This is a genomic window from Microbacterium allomyrinae (genome assembly GCF_020682705.1).
Taxonomy (GTDB): Bacteria; Actinomycetota; Actinomycetes; order Actinomycetales; family Microbacteriaceae; genus Microbacterium; species Microbacterium allomyrinae.
Genome location: NZ_JAGTTN010000001.1, coordinates 211,260 through 237,123, shown reverse-complemented (window position 1 = coordinate 237,123; position 25,864 = coordinate 211,260). Strand labels below are relative to the sequence as shown.

Below are 25,864 nucleotides of genomic sequence, written 5' to 3'. Positions count from 1 at the left end.
GGCGAGGTGGCGGGGGAGCCCCGCCCACGGCACGATCGACCTCTTCACCTCACTGCCGGCGCTCGCGCTGGCCTTCCTCCCGATCGGAGCACCATGACCCCTGAGACCCGAGTCGGCGACGAGGAGGCGCCGCGGGATGCCGCCGAGATGCTCGAACTGATCCAGAGCCAGCAGGACCGCGTCACGCGGAGTCTGGCGCGCTACGTGCCGTGGATCCTGCTGGCGTGGGGGCTCGCGTGGTCGGTGGGGTTCGGGATGCTGTGGCTGATCGATGGAGCGAAGCCCGCGATATCGATCCCGCTGCCCGTGGCGGTGGTCGTGTTCATCGCGCTCATGATCGCGGCCATCCTCGCGTCGGCCGTCCTCGGCGCCCGCAGCCAGCGCGGCATCCGGACATCGCCCGAATCGGCGTTCACCGGAACGGTGTTCGGGCTGACGTGGATGATCGGCTTCCTCGCGCTCGTGGCGTTCGGGACGGCGCTCATCGTCAACGGCATGCCGCGCGAGCTCGCCAACATCTTCTACCCGACCGGTTCGGTGCTGTTCGTCGGCATCATGTACATCCTCGCCGCAGCGATCTGGCAGGCACGGCCGACACTGTGGATGGGGCTCTGGATCGTCGCGGTGGCTCTCGTCGCCCCCTACTTCGGCTATCCCACGCACTACCTGGTGTTCGCCATCGGCGGCGGCGGAGGGTTCCTGGTCGGGGCGCTGGTCGTGTGGCTGTGGGTGCGCCGATGACCGAACTCGACCCGATCATCCATGCCGCCGCGCGGCTGCGCATCACCGCGGCGCTGGCGACCCTCGACACGGGGGAGAGCATCGCGTTCCCGCGGCTGCAGGAATTGCTCGACATGACGGCCGGCAACCTCTCCACACATGTCCGCAAGCTCGAGGATGCCGGTTACGTCGCCGTCGAGAAGACCCACCGGGGGCGCACGCCGGTGACCTACCTCGCCCTGACTCGGCAGGGACGACGCGCCTTCGAGGACTACACCGAGACCTTGCGATCCGTTCTAGGAGAACGTCCATGACACTCGCGCACTTCGATCACGTGACCCGCCGCTACGGCGACCTCGTCGCCGTCGACGATGTCACCCTCCACATCGACGAAGGGGCCATCGTGGGGCTGCTCGGTCCCAACGGGGCCGGCAAGACCACGCTGCTGTCGCTGCTGCAGGGGCTTCGCCGCCCGACGAGCGGCACGGTGACGCTGTTCGGGGGCGACCCCGGCGATGCACGCCGCCGCCAGTCGCTCGGCACCACTCCGCAGGAGACCGCCCTGCCCGAGACCCTGCGCGTCGGCGAAGTCATCGACTACGTCGGAGGGCATTTCGGCGATCGCATCCCCACCGCCGACCTCGCTGCCGAGTTCGGGCTCACCGAGATGCTCCGCCGCCAGTGCGGATCGCTCTCCGGCGGCCAGAAGCGCCGCCTCGCCGTGGCGCTCGCCTTCGTCGGGCGTCCCCGCCTGGTGCTGCTGGACGAACCGACGACCGGCCTCGACGTCGACGCGCGCAGGACCCTCTGGGCCGCCATCCGCCGCCAGCACGACTCGGGTGCCACCGTCGTCGTCACCAGCCACTATCTCGAAGAGATCGAGGCGCTCGCCGAGCGGGTCGTCGTGCTCGGTCGGGGTCGCGTGCTCGCCGACGACACCGTCGCGCGCGTGCTCGCCCGGGTGGGCGTCAGCCAGGTGCGCCTCAGGACCGACGATCCGGTGAGGCTCGGAGCTCTTCCCGGTCTCGTGCATCACGACCGCGTGGGCGAGATCGAAGTTCTCACGGTCGAGGACGCCGACGCGTTCGTCCGCGAACTCGTGCACACGGGCACGGACTTCCGTGACCTCACCGTGCGCGGCGCGACGCTCGAGGAGGCGTTCCTCGCGCTGACCGACGCCGGGCTCGCGGGGGCGACGCTCGCATCCGTCCGAGAGGAGGCCGCGTCGTGAACGCCATCTCGAACGCCGCACCGTCGAGCACCCCGGCGCCGTCCGTCGCGCGGATCACGCTCCTGCACGCGAAGTACGGCCTCATCGAGACCTTGCGCGTGCCCATCGCGGTCATCGGCACGATCGTCTTTCCCGCGCTCGCGCTGCTGTTCTTCGTCGTCCCGCAGCGCGCGGTCGCCGAGAACCCCGAGTTCGCGACGCAGGCGGTGATCTCGCTGTCGGTGTTCGCCGTCATGTCGAACGCACTCTTCAGCTTCGGGCTCACCATCTCGGAGAGTCGTGAGAAGCCGTGGGACCCGTACCTGCGGACCCTGCCGGCACCGGGCATCTCGCGGGTATTCGCCCAGATCCTTTCCACCGGAATGCTCGGCCTGGTCGCGATCCTCCCGGTCATCGTCGTGGGCGGGCTGTTCACCGCTGCCGAAGCACCGCCGCTGCGGATCCTGGCAGGCGTCGTCGCCCTCGGCGTCTCGGCCCTGCCGTTCATGCTCATCGGCACCGCGATCGGCTACGCGCTGCCGTTCAAGGCCGCCATCGCGGTCATCCAGATCGTGATGTTCGCCCTCGCGTTCCTCGGCGGATTGTTCCTGCCTCCGATCCTGTTCGCGGACTGGCTCGACACGATCTCCACGTTCACCCCGTCCCGTCAGGCGCGCGAGTTCGTGATCTGGGCGACGCAGGGCGGAACGCTGGAGTGGTGGGTGTGGGTCGGCATCGTGGTGTGGACCGTCGTGATGCTGGCGGCCTCGCTCGTGCTGTTCCGCCGAGACGAGGGCCGCCGATACCGCTGACGTGCTTAGGCTGGATGGCATGGCGAACACCCCACGCATTCCCACCCTCACCCTCAACGACGGCCACCTGATCCCGCAGCTCGGCTACGGCGTCTTCAAGGTGCCCCCGACCGACACCGAGCGTGCCGTCGCCGAAGCGTTCGAGGTCGGGTACCGCCACATCGACACGGCGGCGATCTACGGCAACGAAGAGGGAGTCGGCGCGGCGATCGCGGCCAGCGGCATCCCGCGCGATGAGCTCTTCATCACGACCAAGCTCTGGAACGACCGCCACCACGACGACGAACCGCGCGCGGCGATCGGCGAGAGCCTCGGCAAGCTCGGTCTCGAGCAGGTCGACCTGTACCTCGTGCACTGGCCGACGCCCGCGAAGGACGACTACGTCCACGCGTGGGAGAAGGTCATCGAACTGCGTGCGGCGGGTCTTGCCCGCAGCATCGGCGTCTCGAACCACCTCGTGCCGCACCTGGAGCGCATCGTCGAGGCGACCGGCGTCGTTCCCGCCGTCAACCAGATCGAGCTGCACCCCGCGTACCAGCAGCGCGAGATCACCGAGTGGGCAGCATCGCACGACGTGAAGATCGAGTCGTGGGGTCCGCTCGGGCAGGGCAAGTACGACCTGTTCGGAGCGGCCCCCGTCGCCGCCGCCGCAGCCGCGCACGGCAAGACCCCCGCGCAGACGGTGCTGCGCTGGCACCTTCAGAAGGGCTACGTCGTCTTCCCGAAGTCCGTGCGCCGCGAGCGTCTCGAAGAGAACCTCGACGTGTTCGACTTCGACCTCACCGCCGAAGAGATCGCGGCCATCGACGCGATCGACCCGGGCGACGGCTCGGGTCGCGTGAGCGCGCACCCGGACGAGGTCAACTGACGCCCGGCGGGGCGACGGAGACGAAGCCATGAATCCTCGCCTCGCGGCAGCGACGAGCCCCTACCTGAGAGCCCACGCGGGCAATCCGGTGGCGTGGTTCCCGTGGGGCGAGGAGGCGTTCGCCGAGGCCCGCGCGCGGGACGTTCCCGTGATGGTGTCGATCGGCTACTCGACGTGCCACTGGTGTCATGTGATGGCGCGGGAGTCGTTCGAAGATCCGGCGGCCGCGGCGGATCTCGCCGCGGGCTTCGTCTCGATCAAGGTCGACCGCGAGGAGCATCCCGAGGTCGACGCGACCTATATGGCCGCTGCGGCGGCGTTCACGCCGAGCCTCGGCTGGCCGCTCACCGTCTTCGCCACGCCCGACGGCAGGCCGTTCTACGCCGGCACGTACTTTCCGCCGACTCCGCGCGGAGGGCTTCCCGCTTTCCGCCAGGTGCTCGCCGCGGTGCGCGAGGCGTGGACCGAACGCCGCGATCAGATCGACGGCACCGCGGACGCCGTCGCCGACGCCCTCGCAGAGGTCCGCTCGGGTGCTTCGATCGCCGATCGGGCAACGCACGGCGACACGCCGCCGACGGGCGAGCAGATCCTCGCGGCAGCGCGCGAACTCGCCGCCCGCGAGGATCCGCGCTACGGCGGGTTCGGTGACCCGGGCGCCGGGGCCCCCAAGTTTCCCGTCGCGACCGCACTGCGGTTCCTTCAGACGCGACGGGTGCGCGAGGGGGCGGGGGAAGCATCCGTCGTCGCCGACCGCGCGCTCGCCGCGATGGCCGCGTCGCCGCTTCGCGACCCCGTCGAAGGCGGATTCTTCCGGTACGCGACGCGGCCCGACTGGTCGGTGCCGCATTACGAGCGCATGCTGACCGACAACGCGCAGTTGCTCGATGTCGCAACCGATTCGAGCTTCGAGATCCCACTCGACGACGCACTCGAGACCGGGCCGGACCACCGGGCGATCTCCGACGGCGTCGCCGGGTTCCTGCTCGACGTGCTGCAGCAGCCCGCGGGCGGCTTCGGAGCCGCACAGGACTCCGAGTCTTGGATCGACGACGCACGCAGCGAGGGCGGGTACTACGCGAGGGATGCCGTCGCCCGCGCACGGCTGGATCCTCCCGCCGTAGACGGCAAGGTCGTGACCGGCTGGAACGGCCTCGCGATCGGCGCACTCGCCCGAGCCGGCGCCCGATGGGACGAGCCGCGCTGGATCGAGGCGGCGCGCTGGGCCGCCGACGCGGTCCTCGAGACGAACCTCTCGTCGGACGGCACGCTCGTGCGCGCCTCGCTGGACGAGATCCCCTCGCGCGCGGTCGCCGGACTCGCCGATTACGGCCAGCTCGCCTCCGGACTCGTCTCGCTCGCGGTGGCCACGGGAGATCCGGCGTACGCCGTGCGTGCGCGTGAGCTCGTCGACGCGTGCGTCTCGCCGGGGGGCGGGCTCGACGCACCGAGCGGCGGAGACCCGGTGCTGGCAGCGCAGGGCATCGGAGCACCGGATGCCGCTTCCGACGCCGACGAGCCGTCCGGAGTCGCGGCCGTGGCCGGCGCATCCGCCGCACTGTGGCTCCTCGGGGCGAGCGAGAGCTACCGTGCTCTCGCCGCGCGGCTGGTGGCCGCGCACGCCGCGACGGCACTGGCCCAGCCGCTCGCGCATGGGGCGCTGCTGCGGGTCGCCGCGTTGCTCGCAGGACCGCCGCGTCAGATCGTCGTCGTGACCACCGACACGCGCACGCCGCTCGCGGCCGCGGCCCGCGGCATCCGCTCCGACGTCACCGTCATCGCCTCGCCGGAGCAGGCCGTGCGGTGGACCGAAGCGGGATTCACGCTGCTCGCCGAGAAGTCGCTGCGCGGCGGCGAGGCGACCGTCTACGACTGCCGCGACTTCGCGTGCCTGCTGCCGGTGACGGATCCGGCCGACCTCTCACCCTGAGCGCCTCGATGGAGTGAACCTCCGAGGGGCTCCGCGTCGCTAGATCCAGCCCTGCATCCAGTTGTGCAGCTGCCAGAACTCGAAGGGCACGCTCATCGCCGAGATCACCGGGTACCAGAAGGCCGCCAGCGCCAGCGCGACGGCGAGGAACACGATCACCAGCCGCTGACCGGTATGCCGGCGATACACGTCCGCACCCGGCGGCCCGGCGATCGCCTGCAGGGCGAAGGTCAGCGCGATCAGCATGAACGGGAGCATCAGCACCGTATAGAACTGGAAGACGGTGCGCTCGGGGAAGAAGAGCCAGGGCACGTAGGTGATGACGATTCCGGTGAGCACCAGCGCGAAGCGCCAATCGCGGGTCACGACGAAACGGTAGACGAGATACAGCACGGCGGCGACGCCGGCGTACCAGACGAGCGGATTGGGGATGCTCGAGACCACCTGCGAGCAGCCGTTCGCAGCGGCACAGCCATCGACACCGAGCGCATCGTGGTGGTAGTACATCCCGGTCGGGCGCAGCAGCAGTGGCCACTGCCACGCGGGGCTCGAGTATGTGTGCCCCGACGTGATCTGCGCCGCAGCGTTGTACATCGTGACGTGATCGATCCACAGGCTCTGCAACGGGAGCGGCACCCACTCCCACAGACCCGTCGCCGGTGCCGCGTCGGCCGAGTGCCGGTCGTAGCCCCCTTCGGTCACGAGCCATCCCGTCCACGACGCGAGGTACACCACGAACGCGACAGGCACGAGCAGGACGAATGTCGCCAGGCCCTGCCGGACGGCGTCGTGGGGCCAGAGCACCACGCCCGCCCGTCGACGGGCCAATGCGTCGGTGACGACGAGATAGATCCCGAGGCCTGCCAGCACCCACACGCCCGACCATTTGACCGCGGATGCCGCGCCGAGCGCTGCTCCGGCCGCGACGATCCACGGACGGTTCCACAGGAGCGGTCCCCACGACGGCGGGACGTCGCCCTCGAACCGGGCGGCGACCGTCTCGGCGATCCTGGTCATCGTGCGTTCACGGTCGAGGAGGACGAAGAGGAACGCCAGCAGGACGAAGAACGTCAGGGGCGTGTCCAGCAGCGCGACCCGGCTCATCGAGATCGCCAGGCCGTCCACGGCCATGAGTAGACCCGCGACGACGGCGAAGGTCGTGGAGCGCGTCAGGCGCTTCGCGATCAGCATGAGCAGGAGCACCGCCGCCGTGCCCAGCAGGGCTGTCGTGATGCGCCACCCCCAGCCGGATTCCGGCCCGAGCACCATCATCCCGAGCGCGATGATCCACTTGCCCAGCGGGGGATGAACGACGAAGGCAGGATCCGTGAGGAAGGTGTTCACGTCGCCGGAGAGGAACAGCTCGTTCGCCCCCTCGGGCCACGCGCCCTCGTAGCCCAGCCGCGACATCGACCAGGCGTCCTTGACGTAGTACGTCTCGTCGAACTGATTCATGAGGTCGTGCGCAGCGCCGAGATTCCACAGCCGCAGCACGGCGGCCAGGAGGACGACGATCGTGGGGGCGAGCCACGCGTACAGACGCCGCGCCCGTTCGTCGACCGTCAGCCGCGCTGCGAACCGGTCGTACAGGCTCGGGCGTGCGGGGGCGAGGAGCGGTGCGGCGGGCGGGTCGGCCTGCAGCCGGGGGGCGTCCGTCACCCGGCAGAGTCTACTGGGCGCGAATCAGATGCCCGGTTGCATGCCGATGGTGTCCGCGCTCGTCGAGGTATCTAGGCTGGGGCTGTGATCATCCTCGCGGCGACCCCGATCGGAAACCTCGGGGACGCGTCCCGTCGCCTCGTCGAAGCGCTCGAGCAGACCGCCGTCGTCGCCTCCGAGGACACCCGCACCACGATCCGCCTCCTCAGCGCGCTCGGCATCGTCAATCGCCCCCGGCTGATCGCACTTCACGACCACAACGAGAAGGACCGTGCGCCCGAGCTCGTCGAGCTGGCCCGCGACCAGGATGTGCTGCTGCTCAGCGACGCCGGCATGCCCACCGTCAGCGACCCGGGGTACGGCGTGGTGGCCGCCGCGGCGGCAGCGGGCGTGACGGTGACCGCCATCCCCGGCCCGAGCGCGGTCGTCACCGCTCTTGCGGTGTCGGGGCTTCCCACCGACCGCTTCACGTTCGAGGGGTTCGTCGCGCGCAAGCACGGCGAGCGGTCCGCCGCATTTCGCGCCCTGGCGGCCGAACCGCGCACGATGGTGTTCTTCGACGCCCCGTCCCGAGTGGCCGCGACGCTCGCCGACATGGCCGCGGGCTTCGGCGCCGACCGACGCGCGGCAGTCTGCCGAGAGCTCACCAAGCTGCACGAAGAGGTCGCGCGCGGCACGCTCGCCGAGCTCGTGGTCTGGGCCGAGGGCGGCGTCCGGGGCGAGCTCGTCATCGTCGTCGCGGGCGCTCCCGCCCGCGAGGTGGCCTTCCCCGATGCGGTGACCCAGGTGGGGGAGCTGGTGCGCGCAGGCGTCCGCCTGAAAGACGCCTCGACCGAGGTCGCTGCACTCACCGGTCACCCCAGCCGCGAGCTGTACCAGGCCGCGCTCGCCGCTCGGAGCTGAGTCCGGCACTCGTCCGAGCGACCGTGCCGGGACGCGTCCTGCCGGGACGGACGCCGGACTACTTGCGCACCGCCACACGCAGGTCCGCACTCGAGGTGGAGCCGGCCGAGTTGGAGAACTCGACGCGGTAGATGTGCGTGCCCTTGGCGGCACCCGCCACCGAGAGCGTCGCGCGCTGCGCGGCCGGTGTCGCCGCGGTGAGTACGCCCTCCCCGATGAGGACGCCGTCCTCGTAGAACCGGTACGAGGTCGCGTTCGTGCCCCACCACAGGTTCGCGGTGACGGTGTACCGGCCATCCCCGTCGTGGTTGTCATGGCTGAGCACCGGCATCGCCGGGTTGGCGTCGGTCACCTTCACGGTGATCGGCTGCACGGCGGTCGTGCCTCGCGAGTTGATGAGCTCGCCGGTGTAGACGTAGGTGCCGTTGGACTTTCCGGCGACCGCGATCGTGGCGCTCTGCGCGCTGACACCCCCGTAGGAGAGGGGCACGGTCGCGATGAGCACATCGTTCTCGAACACACGCAGCTTGATTGCGTTCTCGCCCCACCACAGGTTCATCCGAACGGTGTACTCGCCGTCCTTCAGGCCCGTGTCCCAGCCGTTGTCGTGGGAGAGGATGCCGCGTCCCGGCGCCGTGCGCGCCGCGTCGAGCACGAGCAGCCCTTCGACGGCCGCGCTCAGAGCGGTGCGAGCCCCGTCGACCGCGGATTGCGGGGGAGCATCCGCGGCGAGCACGACGCGCGCCCGCTCGATCGCGGCGAGGAGGACCGCTCCCGTGTCGGGCATGTACCCCGCGAGGTCGATCCCCTCGGCCGCTGCGAGATCGGCGGCCAGCGGTGCGCCGTCGACATTCCCGCCGTGGCGCACGAGGCGGAAGTCGTCGATCGTGCCCCACGCGCCGGCGGTGAGCGCGAGCGATGCCGAGACGGTGAGCGCGCCGTCCGCGCCGACCGCGATCGCGGGAGTCTGCGCGGTGCGGAACTCCCGCCATCCGGCGAGCTCGAGCGCGGCGTCTGCGTGGGTGGCGTCGGAGCGGGCCGAGAGCGTGAGCGCGTCGTCGGCGCCGGAGCCGCCGCCCTGCGTGGTCGACGACAGGACGTAGTCGCCCTCGGGAAGGCCCGTGACATCCTGCGACACCGTGAAGGAGTACGCAGAGTCCGACCAGAAGTCGACGGCGCGGGTGCCTTCAGCGGCATCCGCGCTCTCGGCGATGCGGGCGCCGGCGCCGCCCAGGACCCACATCGAGACGTCGGCGGCTTCGAACCCGCCGTTGCGGAGCCAGTCGCGCTCGGTGACCGTCACCGTCGCGGTCGCGCGGAGTCCGCTCGCGGTCGTACCGACGATGTCGTAGACACCGGTGCCGGGAATCCATTGCGCCGCATCGGACCAGAGAACGGCTTCCTCGATCGTGGTCCCGTCGTACCGGGTCACCGCGACGACCTCCGGGAGCTCGATCGGCTCGCCGTCGAGGACGGTGAGCGCGGTAGGCGCGACGACCGGTGCGGGCGGCTCGCCGATGAGGACCAGGCCCTCGAACGCGGCGTCGAGAAGCTCCGATGCCTCGGCGACCGCGTCGGCGGTCGGCGACAGTGCGCCCATCACGACCTTCGCGATCTCGACGCCGTCGTCCAGCGTCGCGAGCGATGCGGCACTGAAGATGCTGCGATCGAGGGCGGCCGCGCGGTCCACGAGCGCTCGGAGCGCCGTCGTGTCGGCGCCCGCGGGCAGTTCGCGCACCACTTCGACATCGTCGATGGTGCCCCATGCTCCCGCCGGAAGCGTCGCCGAGATCGTGACGGTCGCACTTGCGCCATCGGCCACGGTCACCGCACCTGTCGCGGGCACCGACCAGTTGCGCCAGCCCGCGATCACGAAGGGGACGGATGCCGAGCCCGACCCGCTCTCGAGATTCAGATGCACGTCGGAGTCGGCATCCTCCCCATCGCCCTGCAGCGCGGCCCTCGCGACGTAGCTGCCGCCGGGCACGTCATCGACCCGTTGCGACAGGGTGAACGCGTATGCCGCGCCCGAGTAGAAGTGCGTCGAGCGTGCGCCGGTGCGAGGATCGTCGGCGGCGCCCACTGTGAGCGCCGTGCCGGTGGTGGTCCAGGCGGCCGTGTCGGATTCGAAGCCGGGGCTGCGCAGGAGATTCACCTGGCTCACGGTGACGGTCGCCGAAGCGTCGTGTCCGGATGCCGTCACCCCGCTGATCGCGTAGGTGCCGGGCCCGGCGATCCATTCGGCGGCCGCCGACCAGGTCACCGACTCGGCCTGGGTCGAGCCGTCGTTGTAGGACACGGTGACGGTGTCCGGGAGGACGACGGGCGAGCCCTCGGTCACCGAGAGGGCGACCGACTCGACCGCGGTCACCTCGCGTGGCGCGATGGCGCCCGTGCGGGCGTAGGAGAAGACGTTGAGCGATTCCAGCGGCGTGCCGTCGTGGCCGAAGAGCGCCTGGTTGTCCCAGGCGGAGCCGCCGAACCACACGCCGGCGTCGTCGGGATCGTATTCGCCGGCGAAGCTCGACGCCCAGCCCGAGCCGTCGCGCTCCCACAGCAGCTTGTTGGCATCGAGGGCGGAGGGCGGACCGACTGGGAGCCACGCCGGCTCCCAGTAGAAGACGCCGATCCCCGCCGCGCCGACGTTCGCCACCGCCTGGATCACGTCGCGGATCGCGGTCGCCTGGCCCTGAACGCTGACCGGATACTGCGTCGCCTCGGACGCCAGATCGATCACGTTGCCGTGCCCGTCGCCGTCCTCCAGCGTGTAGGCCCACGATGTCTCTGCGACCATCACCTTCTTGCCGTATGTGCTCGCGACGTTAGAGAGCACCGAGGTGAGGTTGGTCAGCGTCCCGTGCCAGAACGGGTAGTAGCTCGATGCGAACACGTCGTAGTCGACGCCGCGCGCTGCGAGGTTCTGTGCATACCCGGCGTAGCGGCCGCTGGTCTCGGGGTTCGTGAAGTGCACGGCCACGAGTGCGTCGGGGAACGCCGCGCGCACCGCCGCGGAGCCGGCGGCGAAGATCTGGGCCATGCCGTCCCAGCCGCTCACGCCCGCGACGGCGTTGTTGGTCTCGTTGCCGACCTGCACCATCTGCACGTCGACGTCCGCTGCGGCGAACTGCGCGAGGGCATCCGCGGTGAAGTCCTCGACCGCCACCGCCTTCTCAGCGACCGTGAGCGAGGCCCAGGCCTTCGGCGCCTGCTGCTTGGCGGGGTCGGCCCAGAAATCGGAGTAGTGGAAGTCGACGAGCACGCCGAGTCCGGCATCCGTCGCGCGCTGCCCGATCTCGACGGCGTGCGCCACGTCGTTGTCGCCGCCGCCGTACCCGTTGCCGGCGGCGTCGAACGGGTCGTTCCACACGCGCACGCGTACGTCGGTGATGCCGGCGTCGGCGAGCACGTCGAACAGGTCTGCGGGCTGGCCGGCGGCGTCGCGGAAGACGACGCCCGACTGCTCCAGCGCGATCGCCGACGACACGTCGACGCCGCTGATGAAGTCGGCCGGCAGGTTCTCCACCTTTTCCACGACGATGCCGGCCTCGACCGGACCTTCGGCGGCCGAGGCCGGGGGTGCTGCGACCAGTGCCGTCGCGACGAGGGCCGTGGTCAGGACTGTGACCGGTCCCAGTCTTGCGGAAGTTCGAACCATCTGTATCTCCGTTCGTCGTTGAGGGAGGGAGGGAGGGAGGGGCGGCGTCAGCCCTTGACGGCACCCGAGGTGAGGCCGCCGACGATGTAGCGCTGCAGCAGAAGCGTGAGGACGAGGATCGGGATCGCGCCCAGCACCGCACCGGCGGTGAACAGACCCCAGTTCGCGGTGAGCTGGTCCGACACCCAGCCGTACATCCCGACCGCGAGCGTCCAGTTGTCCTCGGTCGTCAGCACGATTCGCGAGATCAGGAACTCGGAGTACGTGGCGATGAACGACAGCAGGGCGACCACGGCGAGGATCGGCGTGACCAGGGGGAAGATCAGGCGCCAGAAGATCTGCGCATGGGTCGCGCCGTCGATCTTCGCCGATTCGTCGATCTCGATGGGCACGGTGTTGAAGAACCCGTACAGAAGGAACGTGTTGGCGCCCAGGACGCCGCCGAAGTAGATGCAGATGATCGCGATCTTCGAGTTGAACCCGAGTGCCGGCACGACCTCGCCCAGCGCCAGCAGCATGAGGAAGATCGCGATGAACGCCAGCGCCTGCGGGAACATCTGGATGATGAGCAGGCCGGACAGGCTCGCGCGCCGCCCCGAGAAGCGGAACCGTGAGAATGCGTAGGCGCCCGCGGCTCCCATCAGCACCGACCCGACAGCGGTCACGCTCGCGATGATCAGCGAGTTGCTCATCCAGGTCCAATACCGCGTGTCGGCGAGCGCGGTGAAGTTCTCGAGGCTGAAGCTGCTGAACAGCCCGGATGCCGCAGAGAGCGTGCCGCGCGGGTTGAGGGCGGCCGACAGCGTGTACACGAGCGGGAATGCCGCGTAGACGATGATGAGCGCGGCGAAGAGGTACTTCCATCCCACCTCGACGAACCAGCGCCGCCGCCGTGCCCGTGCGCGGGTGCGGTCGGGAGAGCCGTCGGTGCGCGTCGGCGCCGAGGTGGTCGCGGTCTGGCTGGACATCATTGGAACTCCTCCAGGCGACGGGTCTGACGGAACGAGATGGCGGCGATGGCGCCGACGACGATGAACACGACGATCGCGAGCGCGCTGGCGAGGCCGAAGTCGGCAGCGCCGCCCGAGACTCCCGAGATGTCGTAGATCGCCGAGATGAGGATGTCGGTGTAGCCGAGCGCGTATGGCGCGCCGGGGATCGAGGGACCGCCGTTGTTGAAGAGGTAGATCACCGTGAAGTTGTTGAAGCCGACGGCGAAGGATGCGATCGCCAGCGGGGCGGTCGACACGAGCAGCAGCGGCAGGATGATCGACCAGAAGCGCCGCGGCCGGCTCGCGCCATCGATCTCGGCAGCCTCGAGCGCGTCGGTGGGGATCGCCTGCAGGGCGCCGGTGCACACCAGGAACCAGTAGGGGAAGCTCAGCCAGACGTTCACGAACAGCACGGCGAATCGGGCGAGCCACGGATCGCCCAGCCAATTGATGTTCGCGCCGAAGAAGAAGAGGTCGTTGATGACGCCGAACTCCGCGTTGAACATGCCCCGGAAGACCAGAGCCGACAGGAACACCGGGAATGCATACGGGAGGATGAACAGCGTCCGCAGTACCTTGCGACCCCGCACGCGCGGGTCGTTGAAGACGAGGGCGAACAGGAGTCCCAGAGCGAACGGCACGAGGACCGACAGGATCGCGAACGCGAAGGTCCACGCGGTCACCAGCAGGAGAGGCTCGGCGAGGCGCGGGTCGGTGAAGATCTTCACGAAGTTGTCGAAGCCGACTCCGACGAACCAGCCGGCGGGCAGGCTCGAACCGTCATCGGCGACGAAGCTGCCGCGATCGGACGCGTGGTAGACGGTGCCGGTGGTGGTGTCGGTGATCGTCTGGGCCTGTTCGTCCCATACGAGTGTGGATTCGTACACGGCGCCGCTGGAGCCGTCGCGCGAGCGGATCGAGCCGTCGTTCGGATCCTCCGAGACGGGCACGCGCAGATCGATGACCGTCTGCTGCAGCGCCTGATCCGACAGCAGCCGGCTTCGTTCGACGATCGTCCAGCCGGGGACGTCGGTGGGGGCGCCGGCGCCCATCTCGCCCACCTCGGCGAGGGGCTCCAGTTCCGACCCGACGAGCACCGTGCCGTCGTCGTTGATCGCGAAGCCGAGTTCCCCGAGTCCGCGCTCGACGACCGTGAGGGGGTACGTGGGGCTGCCCTCGACCCGTCGCTCACCCTGGATCAGGGCGGCCTGGACGGCCTGCTCCTGTGTGCCGGCGTGCCCGGTGCCGTAGTTCGTGAAGGCGATGTACGCCGTGTAGCCGAAGATGAACACCTGGAAGGTGAACAGGAAGATGAGACCGGGCAGCAGATACTTCAACGGCAGTGCGCGCCGCGAGAAGTAGACCACGTCGACCGCGGCGACGAGCACGACCATCGCTCCGAGGATGATCCACGACTCGACGCGGAACGCCGATATCACGACCATCACGCCGAACGCGTTGATCAGCGCGACCAGGATGAGCTTGACGATGAAGCCCCATCCCACTCCCCGCCAGCCCCGGGCGTGCGACTCGCTCGATCGTCGCGGGGCGTCGTCGTCGCTCGGGGGCGAGACCCGGCCGTCCGCTTGCTTCACAGACATGTGTTCTCCTGTTCGACCACGAGGTGGGGGTGCGGTCCCGGGGCGCCGAGGCGCCCCGGGACCGCGGTGAGCGTCAGCCCTCGAGGGCGGTCGTCAACTCGGTGATCATCGTGTTCCAGGTCGTCGCCGGGTCCTGACCGGTGATGATCTGCACCTGAGCGGCGTTCCAGTAGTCCCAGACCGAGCCCATCTCAGGGATCGACGGCATCGGCACGCCGGACTGCGACGACGCGAGGAAACCAGCGATGATCGGGTCTTCGGCGACCTCGTCGGCGAGGGTCGACCATGCCGGGATGCGCGGATCGGCCTCGTACAGTGCGCGCTGAGCGTCTTCGGTGCCGATGTAGTTCACGAGGAACTCGTTGGCCAGAAGAGTGTTCGCGCTCTGCGAGCTCAGGTAGAAGCCCTGGACGCCGACGAACGGTGCCGCGGGCTCGCCACCGGCCGACGGAATCGGGTTCACCGCGACCTCGACGCCCTGCGCGGTGAGATCTGCGATCGCCCAGGGCCCCTGGACGGTGAACGGCGCTGCGCCGGAGGCGAAGAGCTCGTTGTTGATCGCGTAGTCGATCGTGGTCGAGATGTATCCGGTCCCGGCCTCGCCATTCGCACCGAGCCATGCCGCGAACGCGTCACCGGCCTCGCCGCCCATGCCGACCTCGGTGGTGTACGAGCCGGACGAGTCCTGCACGAAGACCGGAGCGCCGAACGAGGTCTGGAAGCCGTACATCGTGTACGCGTCGCCGGTCTGGCCGGCCGTGTTGATCACGAACGGGCGCTCGGCGCCCGAGTCGAGCCCGGCCTGGATCATGTCGTCCCAGGTGGCGGGGGCTTCCTCGCCGACCATGCCGATGTTCTGGATCAGAGCGATCGTCTCGAGCGAGTACGGCAGGGCGTAGAGCTGGCCGTCGTAGGTCATGGCGTCGAGGGCGACCTGCTCGAACTCGCTCGACTTGTCGCCGAGATCGATGGTGTTGACGACTCCGGCCGCGACCAGCGCGCCCAGCCAGTCGTGTGCGCCCACCGTGATGTCGGGGCCATCCCCGGTGGGGACCTGGGCGATGAAGTCGTTGCGGATGTCGTCGAAGTTCTTCTGGACGAGCTCGACGGTCGCGCCGGTCTCCTCCTCGAATGCCGCGGCCGCCGCCTCGACGGCCGGCTGACGGTTCTCGTCGACCCAGACGGTGAGCGTCTGCCCTTCGCCGTCGATCGCAGGCTCGGTGGTGTCGGTGTCGCCGCTGCCCGAGCTGCAACCCGCCAGGAGTGCCGCGGTCGCCAGGACGGCGATTCCGGTGCCGATGTGCTTGCGCATGATATTCCTTCCAGGAAGTGGTCGAGGCGGCGCTGCTCTCGCAGGTCGCGCCGTCGCGACCGGTTGGTGTTGGTGCCCGGGAATCGTGATGCTGTGCTGTCGACGATCTCGCTCAGACGGTACCCCGGGGCCGAGGGCGAGACCAGTGGTTGCCGCTCTAGGCGCGATCACCTCCCGGGGGGAGCGGAAGCGATGTGCGAAGGACGGCGACGCCGCCGGGTTCCACCGTCATCGATCGGCTCACGGCCACGCCGCTGACCAGCTCGATGCCGGAGCCTGCGAGTTGCGCGGGAGTGTCGCGGTGGTTCACGGCGATCACGTATCGGGCGTCGTCGCCGTCGCGGACGACGACCTCCAGCCCCTCCGGGTGTCCCGGCGGGACGACGCCGGCATCGAGGTAGACGGCCGCCATCAGGTGCGACAGGCCCGCGGCATCCAGCTTGGTACTGACGTACCATCCCACGCCGCCGCCGTCGTGACCGTGTCGCGTGATCGCGGGCTTTCCGGCGCCGGGTCCGTCGACGTAGGCCGCCACGGCGTCGGCGCCCTCAAGCACGAGGTCCTCGTGCCAGGCCGTGGCCACCAGGCGTGCGGGCGATCCGCCCTGCCAGTCGATGGTCGTCTCGACGCCTTCGCGGACAGGTAGGAACTCCTCGACGACGAGTCCGAGCGCATCGCGCAGGGGCGCCAGGAAGCCGCCGGGGTGCACGGCGTCGTTCTCGTCGACGACGGCCGAGAAGAACGACACCACGAGCGTGCCGCCCGCCTGGACGTACCGGGTCAGGTTCGCGGCGTCCGCGGCGCTCAGCAGGTACTGGGCGGGAGCGATCACCAGCTTGTAGGCCGAGAGGTCCTGGCCGGGCAGAGCGAAATCGACGGTGACGCCGTCGCGCCACAGCCGCTCGTAGTACGCGCGGATCTGCTCGGTGTGCGAGACGTCGACCGACGGGCGCCATTCGAGGTCCTGTGCCCAGAACGACTCGAAGTCCCACAGGATCGCGACCTCTGCCTGCACGCGCGACCCGCGGATCTCGTCGAGGCGGCCGAGTGTTCCGCCGAGTTCGACGACCTCGCGCCACACCCGCGACGTCGTGCCGGCGTGGGGGATCATCGCGGAGTGGAACTTCTCCGCCCCCGACCGCGAGGCGCGCCACTGGAAGAAGAGGATGGCATCGGCGCCGCGGGCGAGGTGGGTGAGCGAGTTGCGTGCCATCTCGCCGGGTCGCTTGGCGATGTTGCGGGGCTGCCAGTTGACCGCCGAGGTCGAGTGCTCCATGAGGATCCACGGCGCACCGCCGCCCACCGAGCGCGACAGATCGGCCGCGATCGCGAGTCCGATCTCGCCCTCGGGGTCGGCGGCCCACAGGTAGTGGTCGTCCGAGACGATGTCGACCTCGCGTGCCCATGCCCACATGTCGGTCGTCCAGCTCTGATTCGCCATGAAGTTCGTGGTGATCGGCTGCGAGGCGTGCGCGCGGATGGCGTCGCGCTCGGCGATGAAGCAGGCGCGCAGTTGGTGATCGGTGAAGCGCGCGAAGTCCAGGCGCTGCGCGGGATTGACCACCGAGGGCGCCGCAGCCGGCGCGCCGACGTGATCCCACTCGCCGTAGCGCTGACCCCAGAACGTCGTGCCCCACGCGGCGTTGAGCGCGTCGAGCGTGCCGTACTTCGTCCGCAGCCACTCGCGGAAGGCGCGCACCGACTGGGGGGAGTAGTCCTCGCCCACGGGCACGCCGTACTCGTTGTGCACGTGCCACAGCACGACCGCGGGGTGCGCGCCGTAGCGCTCGGCGAGGGCCGAGGCGATGCGGACGATGGCTTCGCGGTAGGCGAGGGAGGAGTGCGAGGCCATGCCGCGTGCCCCGAAGCCCATCACGGTGCCCTCGCGGGTCGTGATGTGCGCGTCGGGGTGGTCGGCGAAGAACCACGCCGGGGGAGAGGCGGTGGGCGTGCCGAGGTCGACCGAGACGCCGTTCTCGTGCAGCAGATCGAGCAGTTCGTCGAGCCAGGCGAAGTCGAAGACGCCCTCGCTCGTCTCCAGCAGCGCCCACGAGAAGATGCCGACGCTCACCAGGTTGACGCCGGCTTCGCGCATGAGGGCGACGTCCTCGCGCCACACCTCCCGCGGCCACTGCTCGGGGGTGTAGTCGCCGCCATAGGCGATACCCCGCATCGCGGGCCAGGGGTTCGGCGAAGTCATGGGACGCTCCATCGGGTCGGAATCAGTTCTCGGCCCCGCGCCGACGAAGACTGGGACCGGTCACAGTTCTACCCGAGCGGATGCCTCGGCGCAGGGGCTGTTGTCGAACCGTTACTCAACTGTGACCGGTCACAGTCTTTGGTCGTGTCGCCGCGCAGTCGTCCCTGGCGAGGGGTAGAGTCGCCCGTTGTGGAGGAGACGACGTCTGTGCGGCGCAAGCCGACCATCCGTGACGTGGCCGCAGCGGCCGGAGTGTCGCGCGGCACCGTTTCGCGCGTCATCAACGGCGGGCATTGGGTGTCGCCCGACGCGCGCGCGGCGGTGGACGACGCGATCCGGCGCACGGGGTACACGGCCAACCACGCCGCGAGGAGCCTGGCCACCGGGCGCGCAGGCTCGCTCGCCTTCCTCCTGACCGAGCCTCAGCATCTCCTGTTCGACGATCCGACCTTCGCGCTCCTGCTGCGCGGAGCAGCCGGTGCCCTGGCACAGCGATCGATGACCCTCGTCCTGCTCGTCGCCGGCACACCGGCCGAGCGCGCCAACGTCGCGCACTTCGTCAGCGCCGGACACGTCGACGGCGTGCTGCTGATCTCGTCGCACGAAGCCGATCCGCTGGTCGAAGCGCTGCTCGAAGCGGGCGTGCCCACCGTGTGCTGCGGCATCCCGCTCGGTCACGACGCCCAGGTGCCGACGGTGTCCGTCGACGAAGAGGGCTCCGCGCGGGAGATGACCCGTTATCTGCTCGGGCGCGGCCACCGGCGCATCGCGATGATCGCCGGCCCTCACGACACTCCCGGCGGGCGGTACCGCCTGGTCGGCTTCCGCGACGAGATGGGCGAGCACTTCGACCAGGCGCTCGTCGAGGAGGGCGACTACAGCCAGGAGTCGGGAGCTGCGGCAATGACACGACTGCTGGAGCGCTCCGGCCGTATCGACGCCGTCTTCGCCGCCAGCGACCTCATGGCGGCCGGCGCGATCGCCGCGATCCGCAAGGCGGGACTGCGCGTTCCCGACGACATCGCCGTGGCAGGCTTCGACGACTCCGGCCTCGCCGCGACGCACGAGCCGCCCCTCACCACGATGCGCCAGCCCTGGGACCGCCTGAGCGACGAGATGGTGGCTCTCCTGCTCGAGGTGATCGCGGGAGCCGACCCGAAGCCGATCACCCTGCCGACGACGCTCGTGGTGCGCGCGAGCGCCTGACGCGCTCCGACCGGCTCGGATCGCCCGGCGATGCCCGGCCGGCGAGCGAGCGACCGCCGGCGACGGATCGAGGCGCGAGGAGGCCGCCCGCGTATTACGGCGGGGCCCGATCGGGCCGCCGGGACCGGGCGATCCGTCATAGCGGCGGCCGCGGCATCCGCGCTGGCTAGACTCGTCGAGTGACTTCCGGCCCCTCGTCCTTCTACATCACGACGCCGATCTACTATCCGAGCGACGTTCCCCACATCGGCCACGGCTACACGACCGTGGCCGTCGACACTCTCGCGCGCTGGCACCGCCAGGCGGGCGACGACACGTGGATGCTCACGGGCACCGACGAGCACGGCCAGAAGATGATGCGCGCTGCGTCGGCGAACGGGGCGACCCCGCAGGAGTGGGTGGACCGGCTCGTCGGCGAGTCGTGGTTCCCGCTGCTGAAGACGCTCGACGTCGCCAACGACGACTTCATCCGCACCACGCAGCCTCGCCACGAAAAGCGCGTGCAGGCGTTCGTGCAGGCCATCTACGACCGCGGCTACATCTACGCCGGCGAGTTCGAGGCGCTGTACTGCGTGGGCTGCGAGGAGTTCAAGACCGAGTCCGAGATCGTCGACGGCGAAGGGCCGTTCGAGGGTCTCAAGGTCTGTGCGATCCACTCGAAGCCGCTCGAGCTGCTGCAGGAGAAGAACTACTTCTTCAAGCTCAGCGAGTTCCAGGACAAGCTGCTCGAGCTGTACTCGAGCGTGCCCGACTTCGTCCGCCCCGAGTCCGCGCGCAACGAGGTCGTCTCGTTCGTCAAGAACGGACTCAAGGACCTGTCGATCTCGCGCTCGACGTTCGACTGGGGCATCCCGCTGCCGTGGGACGAGTCGCACGTCATCTACGTCTGGGTCGACGCGCTGCTCAACTACGCCACGGCCGTCGGCTATGGCGCTGAACTCGTCGACGGTGCCAGCCCTTCGTCGAACTCCGGGCAGGGGGAGTTCGCGCGCCGCTGGCCCGCATATCACGTGGTCGGAAAAGACATCCTGCGCTTCCACGCCGTCATCTGGCCCGCCATGCTCATGGCTGCCGGGGTCGAGGTGCCCAAGGGGGTCTTCGCGCACGGCTGGCTGCTCGTCGGCGGCGAGAAGATGTCGAAGTCCAAGCTCACCGGCATCGCGCCGACCGAGATCACCGACGTGTTCGGCTCGGACGCCTACCGGTTCTACTTCCTGTCGGCGATCGCCTTCGGCCAGGACGGCTCGTTCTCGTGGGAAGACCTCTCGGCCCGCTACCAGGCCGAGCTCGCCAACGGCTTCGGCAACCTGGCCTCGCGCACGACGGCCATGCTCGAGCGCTACTTCGAGGGGATCGTTCCGCCTGCCGGCGACTACCTTCCGGGGGACCTCGCCATCCAACAGACGGTGGCAAATGCCGCGACCGCAGCGGACGAGGCGATCGAGCGGTTCCGCATCGACGAGGCGATCAGCTCGATCTGGACGATCGTCGACGCGCTCAACCTGTACATCACCGAGAACGAGCCGTGGGCGCTCGCCAAGGACGACACCCAGCGCGAGCGTCTCGGCACCGTGCTCTACACCGCCGCGGAGGGCTTGCGGGCGCTCGCGGTGCTGCTGTCGCCGGTGATGCCAGTCGCGACCGAGAAGCTCTGGATCGCGCTCGGCGCCGCCGAGTCGATCGGGCGCCTCGTGGACCAGCCGATCCGCGAAGCGGGAGCCTGGGGCGTGCTGAAGCCCGGCTCGTCGGTGAACGGGCTCGCGCCGCTGTTCCCGCGCGTAGAGCAGACGGTCTGACCCGCCTCGCCGATCGCCCTGCCCTCGACCGTGCGTACCGTGTCCCGATTTCTCGCCTTCATGTCCCCGGAACATCCGCGGGAGTGCCGCCTCGCGACCGAAATAGGGACACCTCCGGGCCGCGCCGAGCAGAAGGGGAACGAGAATGACTGACCCCGCCGTCCCGTACGCGTCCGAGGGAACCGACCCGTCGCAGTACGTGCGCACCCGCGAGAAGGGATCGCGTGACGTCACGTACCCCGTAGCGCCCGAACCGCTTGCGGTGCCGGTGTACGACAACCATGCGCACCTCGAGATCGAGGACGGCATCGGCCTCTCGCTCGACGAGCAGCTCGACCGCGCGGGCGACGTCGGCGTGGTGGGTGTCGTGCAGGCGGGCGGCGACATCGACTCGAGCCGGTGGTCGGCATGGGCGGCGGCATCCCACCCCCGTGTGCTCGCAGCCGTCGCCATCCACCCGAACGAGGCGCCCGCCTATGCGGAGGCCGGCCGGCTCGACGAGGCCATCGCGGCCATCGACGAGCTCGCCGCCCAGCCCAGGGTGCGCGCGATTGGCGAGACCGGGCTCGACTTCTTCCGCACGGGCGAGGAGGGCCGACCTGCCCAGTTCGAGAGCTTCGAAGCGCACATCGCCCTCGCGAAGAAGCACGGCATCGCGATGCAGATCCACGACCGCGACGCGCACGACGCCGTGCTCGACACGCTCGAGCGGGTGGGAGCGCCCGAACGCACCGTGTTCCACTGCTTCTCGGGCGACGCCGACATGGCGCGTATCGCGGGCGAGCGGGGATACTGGCTTTCTTTCGCCGGAAACGTCACCTTCAACAACGCTCAGAACCTCCGCGACGCGCTCGCGGTGATCCCGCGCGAGCGCATCCTCGTGGAGACGGATGCTCCGTTCCTCACTCCGGCGCCGCACCGCGGGCGACCCAACGCGCCGTATCTGATCCCGGTGACCGTGCGATACATGGCCGCCCAGCTCGGCGTCGACGTCGACGAGCTGTGCGCGCAGCTCGCCGCCAACACGCTCGAGGTCTACGGGGCGTTCGAGGACTGACAAGCGCTCGAGGACGAGCGATGCCTCGCAGCCCGAGCGTCAGGCGAGGCCGTCAGTCGAACAGCGGCGTGCCGCCCTCGCCGGGCTCGCTGGGCCGATCGCCCGCCTCGCCCGCGTCGTTCCCGATGACAGGCTTCGCGGCGGCGATATGCGAGATCGAGCGCCACACCAGGAGCAGCGTGATCGCCGACCCCGCGAAGGCGAACCACCACGGCGCGGTGAGCCCGAACAGCTGGGCCAGCACGCCCCCGATGAACTGTCCGATCACGAGCCCGCCGAACACGCCCACCATGTTGACCGAGGCGATGCGGCCCTGGAGCTCCATCGGCACCAGCCGCTGGCGAACGGTGGTCGAGATCGTGCCCCACACGAACGCGTACACGCCGAAGCCGAACATGATGACGAACGCGACCGCCGGGGCGGTGGTGAGCGCGAAGCCCAGGTGCATGAGCACCTCGAGCGAGAGACACACGCGCATGAGCGTCGCAAACGACACGTGCTTCTCGAGCCAGCCGAAGCTCCCGATCCCCACGAGGCCGCCGAGCGCGGACGCCGCGGTGAGCGCGCCATAGCCGACGGCGCCCATCCCGAGGTGCTCGGTCGCGTAGAGCACGAGGACGCCCCACGGGGCCGCCCACGTGATGTTGAACACCAGGATGATGATCACGAGGGTGCGCACCGGCGCGTTGTGGCGCAGCCACTGCAGACCCTCCCGGATCGCGTGCGCCTTCGTGCCCGGGACGGCGCCCGGATGCTCCGGTACCGGGGTGCGGGCGATCCGAGAGATGAGCAGCACGGCGAGCGACACGCAGACCGCCTGCAGCACGAAGGGCCAGAACGATCCGACGGCGAACAGGAAGGCGCCCAGCGGCGGACCGGCGAGCTGGTTGGCCACGAGGTAGCCGGCCTGCATGCGCGCATTGCCGATCCCGAGGTCGGCGGGCTTCACCAGCATCGGCAGCAGCGTGCTGCCCGCGGAGTCGGCGAACACCTCTGCCGTGCCGTAGAGGAACGCCGTCGCGAGAACCAGCCACACCGTCGCCTGGCCGCTGACGAGGAAGACGACCAGTGCGAGCACGATCACCGCTCGCAGGCCGTTGGCGAGCATGACGAGCCGGCGGCGGTCGTGATGGTCGGCGACGGCACCGGCGAGCAGGCCGAACAGCAGCCACGGCAGGAACTGCATCATCGCGCCGGCGGCGACGAGCAACGGCGAAGAGGTCAGCGACGCGATCAGCAGGGGCGCGGCGGCAAGTGCGATGCCGTCGCCGAGGTTGCTCGTCCACGACGACGCGAGCAGCCACCGGAAGTCGGTTCCCAGTCGGCGGGGAGCGATCAGATCGCCGAGGGAGGGCATCCGTCAATCCTAGGAGGCGGAGCCGACACCCCGCGAGGCGCGTCAGCCGGCGGTCTTGGTGTCCTTGTGGACGAACAGGGTCTCGGTCTGCTCGATGTCCATGCCCTTGGTCTCGGGGATGCGGAACAGGACGTAGAAGAACGACAGTGCGGCGAACGCGGCGTACATGCCGTACGTGAGCGGAAGCGACCACGACGACATCGCCGGGAACGAGATCGTGATGAGGAAGTTGGCGATCCACTGGGCGCCGGCGGCGACGCCGAGCGCCTTGCCACGGATGCGACTCGGGAAGATCTCGCCCAGAAGCACCCACACCAGGGGTCCCCACGACGCCCCGAACCCGACGACGAACACGTTCGCGGCGACCAGTGCGATCGGTCCCCAGGGGGCCGGCAGCGTGACCGCGCCCTCGGCGTCGGTCTGGGAGAACACGAACGAGATCGCCATCAGCCCGAGCGAGAGTGCCATCATGACCGAGCCGGTGAGCAGGATCGGCTTTCGCCCCACCCTGTCGACGAGGAAGATCGCGATGAGGGTGACCAGCACGTTGGTGATGGAGGTGGCGACGCTGATCGTGAACGAGTCGCTCTCATCGAAGCCGACGGACTGCCACAGACTCGTCGAGTAGTAGAAGATCACGTTGATGCCGACGAACTGCTGGAACACCGACAGGATGATGCCGACCCAGACGATCCGCTGGAGGCCCAGCACCGGCCCCCGCAGCGACACGCCCTCGTTCTTGCGATCGGTCTCGATCGCCGTCTGCAGGTCCCGGATGGTGTGGTCGAGGTCTGCCGGCGGCACGAGGCGCGCGAAGATCGTGCGCGCCTCGTCGTAGCGGCCCTTGGAGATGAGATACCGGGGCGACTCGGGGAGGGTGAACGAGAGGATGCCGTACACGGCGGACGGGATGACGCCGATCAGGAACATCCACCGCCAGGCCTCGAGTCCGAGCCACAGGACGTTGTCGGCGCCGCCGGCGGTGTTGGCGAGCAGGGCATCGGACAGGAGCGCGGCGAAGATGCCGAGGGTGATGGCGAGCTGCTGCAGGGATGCGAGGCCGCCGCGGATCTGCCGCGGTGCGATCTCGGCGATGTACGCGGGAGCGATGACCGACGCGATGCCGATCCCGAGACCGCCCACGACGCGCCAGAGCGCCAGATCCCACGCCGAGAACGCGAGTGCGGCACCGATCGAGCTGGCGAAGAACATGATCGCGCCCAGGAACATGACCCGCAGGCGCCCCCACCGGTCCGACAGGTTGCCGGCGATGATCGCGCCGACCGCACAGCCCAGGAGCGCGATGGCGACCACGAAGCCGGTGATGACGTCGTTGAGCGCGAAGTCCTGCGAGATGGAGTCGACGGCGCCGTTGATCACCGACGAGTCGAAACCGAAGAGGAACCCACCGACTGCGGCGGCGACCGAGAGGCCGATCGCGCGACGCCCGAAGGGGCTACGCGGCGAGAATGCGTCGGAGGGGATCGATCCGGTCGTATTCATGCTGGTCACGCTATCGGTCGATCGGCACGGGAGCGAGAGCACTCGCGGACGGGGCGCAGGAGCGCAGTGGGTACAGTGAACGCATGCCCGTGACTCTCCTCGGCGCGTCCGAGATCCGCGCGCTCGCCGCCGAACTCGACGTCACTCCCACCAAGAAGCTGGGGCAGAACTTCGTCGTCGACGCGAACAGCGTCCGAAAGATCGTGCACGTCGCGGGTGTCGCTCCCGGCGATCGCGTCGTCGAGGTCGGGCCGGGACTCGGCTCACTGACCCTCGCGATCCTCGAGGCCGGGGCATCCGTCACCGCGGTCGAGATCGACCACCGCCTCGCCGAGCGGCTGCCCGCGACCGCCGCCGCGCACGGCGTCACGCCGGACGCGCTCACCGTCGTAGACGCCGACGCGCTGCGGATCACCGAACTGCCCGGCGATCCCACGATCCTCGTCGCCAACCTGCCGTACAACGTGTCGGTGCCGGTCCTGCTGCACTTCCTCGAGACGTTCCCGCTCCTCGAGAGCGGCGTGGTGATGGTTCAGGCCGAGGTGGGCGAGCGTCTCGCGGCCGCCCCCGGATCGAAGATCTACGGGGCACCGAGCGTCAAGGCCGCGTGGTACGGGAGGTGGCGCCTGGCCGGGACGGTGTCGCGGCAGGTCTTCTGGCCGGTTCCGAACGTCGACAGCGTGCTGGTCGGCTTCCGCCGGGACGCCGAGTCGCGGGGCGACGAGGACGAGCGCCGGCGCACATTCCGGATCGTGGATGCCGCCTTCCAGCAGCGCCGAAAGATGCTCCGGCAGGCGCTGGCGGCGGTTCTCGGGGGAACGGCGGCCGAGGCATCCGCCGTGCTGGAGCGGGCAGGCGTCGCACCGACCGCGCGCGGTGAAGAGCTCTCGATCGACGACTTCGTCCGGATCGCCCGCACGCTCTGACACCCGGCGTGACGACGGCCCGATCCTCGATCGACGGATGACGTTTCGTGACCGTTCACCGTGTGGCGGCCGGAAAGTACGAAACATGCCGGTAACATTCGATGGTCCGCCGTCCCGTTCCACGGGCAGCTCGCCTCGCGGCGGACCGGAGTGACTC

The 25,864-nt window shown here is 69.6% G+C and carries 19 protein-coding genes; 11 read left to right on the top strand and 8 right to left on the bottom strand.

The window, feature by feature from the left end; all coding sequences use genetic code 11:
• The first annotated feature begins 93 nt into the window (after window positions 1–93).
• From KEC57_RS01135 to KEC57_RS01110, 6 genes are read left to right on the top strand one after another with little or no spacing between them, the layout of a single operon-like run.
• Window positions 94–741 (top strand): hypothetical protein, encoded by a 648-nt coding sequence (locus KEC57_RS01135; protein ID WP_229382680.1) that lies wholly within the window; start codon window positions 94–96, stop codon window positions 739–741.
• Window positions 738–1,034 carry a transcriptional regulator gene (locus KEC57_RS01130; RefSeq protein ID WP_229382679.1) on the top strand — a complete coding sequence of 99 codons (297 nt, stop codon included), beginning with the start codon at window positions 738–740 and terminating at the stop codon, window positions 1,032–1,034. The genes KEC57_RS01135 and KEC57_RS01130 overlap by 4 nt, the downstream gene beginning before the upstream one ends.
• Window positions 1,031–1,951, top strand: coding sequence for an ABC transporter ATP-binding protein (locus tag KEC57_RS01125; RefSeq protein WP_229382678.1), 921 nt, complete (start codon window positions 1,031–1,033; stop codon window positions 1,949–1,951). Before KEC57_RS01130 ends, KEC57_RS01125 begins: the two co-directional genes overlap by 4 nt.
• Entirely contained in the window at window positions 1,948–2,742 is a 795-nt protein-coding gene (locus KEC57_RS01120; protein ID WP_229382677.1) for an ABC transporter permease, read from the top strand. Before KEC57_RS01125 ends, KEC57_RS01120 begins: the two co-directional genes overlap by 4 nt.
• A 19-nt stretch (window positions 2,743–2,761) precedes the next feature.
• Complete coding sequence (locus tag KEC57_RS01115; protein WP_229382676.1) at window positions 2,762–3,610, top strand: aldo/keto reductase; 849 nt, start codon at window positions 2,762–2,764, stop codon at window positions 3,608–3,610.
• Window positions 3,611–3,638: 28 nt separating this feature from the next.
• Window positions 3,639–5,540 (top strand): thioredoxin domain-containing protein, encoded by a 1,902-nt coding sequence (locus KEC57_RS01110; protein WP_229382675.1) that lies wholly within the window; start codon window positions 3,639–3,641, stop codon window positions 5,538–5,540.
• 39 nt (window positions 5,541–5,579) lie between these two features.
• On the opposite strand, the gene KEC57_RS01105 is transcribed toward KEC57_RS01110, so the two are convergent.
• The gene (locus KEC57_RS01105) at window positions 5,580–7,199 is read right to left on the bottom strand and encodes a dolichyl-phosphate-mannose--protein mannosyltransferase (RefSeq protein ID WP_229382674.1); all 1,620 of its coding nucleotides are present in this window, start codon (window positions 7,197–7,199) and stop codon (window positions 5,580–5,582) included.
• An 84-nt stretch (window positions 7,200–7,283) separates the two neighbouring features.
• Between KEC57_RS01105 and rsmI the strand changes: the two genes are divergently transcribed.
• Window positions 7,284–8,102 (top strand): 16S rRNA (cytidine(1402)-2'-O)-methyltransferase, encoded by an 819-nt coding sequence (gene rsmI / locus KEC57_RS01100; RefSeq protein ID WP_229382673.1) that lies wholly within the window; start codon window positions 7,284–7,286, stop codon window positions 8,100–8,102.
• Window positions 8,103–8,160: 58 nt separating this feature from the next.
• Here rsmI and KEC57_RS01095 read toward each other — a convergent pair whose 3' ends face one another.
• The 5 genes from KEC57_RS01095 to KEC57_RS01075 all read right to left on the bottom strand — a co-directional run bounded on the left by KEC57_RS01095 (window position 8,161) and on the right by KEC57_RS01075 (window position 17,862).
• Complete coding sequence (locus tag KEC57_RS01095; protein WP_229382672.1) at window positions 8,161–11,757, bottom strand: glycosyl hydrolase 53 family protein; 3,597 nt, start codon at window positions 11,755–11,757, stop codon at window positions 8,161–8,163.
• Window positions 11,758–11,804: 47 nt separating this feature from the next.
• A complete protein-coding gene (locus KEC57_RS01090) occupies window positions 11,805–12,728 on the bottom strand; it encodes a sugar ABC transporter permease (protein WP_372456928.1) in 924 nt (307 codons plus the stop codon).
• On the bottom strand, window positions 12,725–14,350 hold the full coding sequence (locus KEC57_RS01085) for an ABC transporter permease subunit (RefSeq protein ID WP_229382671.1): 1,626 nt from the start codon (window positions 14,348–14,350) through the stop codon (window positions 12,725–12,727). The genes KEC57_RS01090 and KEC57_RS01085 overlap by 4 nt, the downstream gene beginning before the upstream one ends.
• Window positions 14,351–14,423: 73 nt before the next feature.
• Complete coding sequence (locus KEC57_RS01080) at window positions 14,424–15,662, bottom strand: sugar ABC transporter substrate-binding protein (RefSeq protein WP_229382670.1); 1,239 nt, start codon at window positions 15,660–15,662, stop codon at window positions 14,424–14,426.
• 157 nt (window positions 15,663–15,819) lie between these two features.
• Window positions 15,820–17,862: a beta-galactosidase gene (locus KEC57_RS01075; protein WP_229382669.1), complete on the bottom strand. Its 2,043-nt coding sequence runs from the start codon at window positions 17,860–17,862 to the stop codon at window positions 15,820–15,822.
• A 189-nt stretch (window positions 17,863–18,051) separates the two neighbouring features.
• On the opposite strand from KEC57_RS01075, the gene KEC57_RS01070 reads away from it, so the two are divergent.
• From KEC57_RS01070 to KEC57_RS01060, 3 genes are all read left to right on the top strand, one after another.
• On the top strand, window positions 18,052–19,068 hold the full coding sequence (locus KEC57_RS01070; protein ID WP_229382668.1) for a LacI family DNA-binding transcriptional regulator: 1,017 nt from the start codon (window positions 18,052–18,054) through the stop codon (window positions 19,066–19,068).
• 179 nt (window positions 19,069–19,247) lie between these two features.
• Window positions 19,248–20,864: a methionine--tRNA ligase gene (gene metG / locus KEC57_RS01065; RefSeq protein ID WP_229382667.1), complete on the top strand. Its 1,617-nt coding sequence runs from the start codon at window positions 19,248–19,250 to the stop codon at window positions 20,862–20,864.
• Window positions 20,865–21,009: 145 nt separating this feature from the next.
• On the top strand, window positions 21,010–21,921 hold the full coding sequence (locus tag KEC57_RS01060) for a TatD family hydrolase (RefSeq protein WP_229382666.1): 912 nt from the start codon (window positions 21,010–21,012) through the stop codon (window positions 21,919–21,921).
• Window positions 21,922–21,973: 52 nt separating this feature from the next.
• Here the strand turns inward: KEC57_RS01060 and KEC57_RS01055 are convergent, their stop codons facing one another.
• Together KEC57_RS01055 and KEC57_RS01050 are read right to left on the bottom strand one after the other, a co-directional pair.
• Window positions 21,974–23,278, bottom strand: coding sequence for an MFS transporter (locus KEC57_RS01055; RefSeq protein WP_229382665.1), 1,305 nt, complete (start codon window positions 23,276–23,278; stop codon window positions 21,974–21,976).
• A gap of 42 nt (window positions 23,279–23,320) precedes the next feature.
• On the bottom strand, window positions 23,321–24,781 hold the full coding sequence (locus KEC57_RS01050; protein WP_229382664.1) for a sugar porter family MFS transporter: 1,461 nt from the start codon (window positions 24,779–24,781) through the stop codon (window positions 23,321–23,323).
• An 83-nt stretch (window positions 24,782–24,864) separates the two neighbouring features.
• Here KEC57_RS01050 and rsmA point away from each other — a divergent pair, with 83 nt between their 5' ends.
• Complete coding sequence (rsmA, locus tag KEC57_RS01045) at window positions 24,865–25,707, top strand: 16S rRNA (adenine(1518)-N(6)/adenine(1519)-N(6))-dimethyltransferase RsmA (RefSeq protein ID WP_229382663.1); 843 nt, start codon at window positions 24,865–24,867, stop codon at window positions 25,705–25,707.
• Window positions 25,708–25,864: the final 157 nt, after the last annotated feature.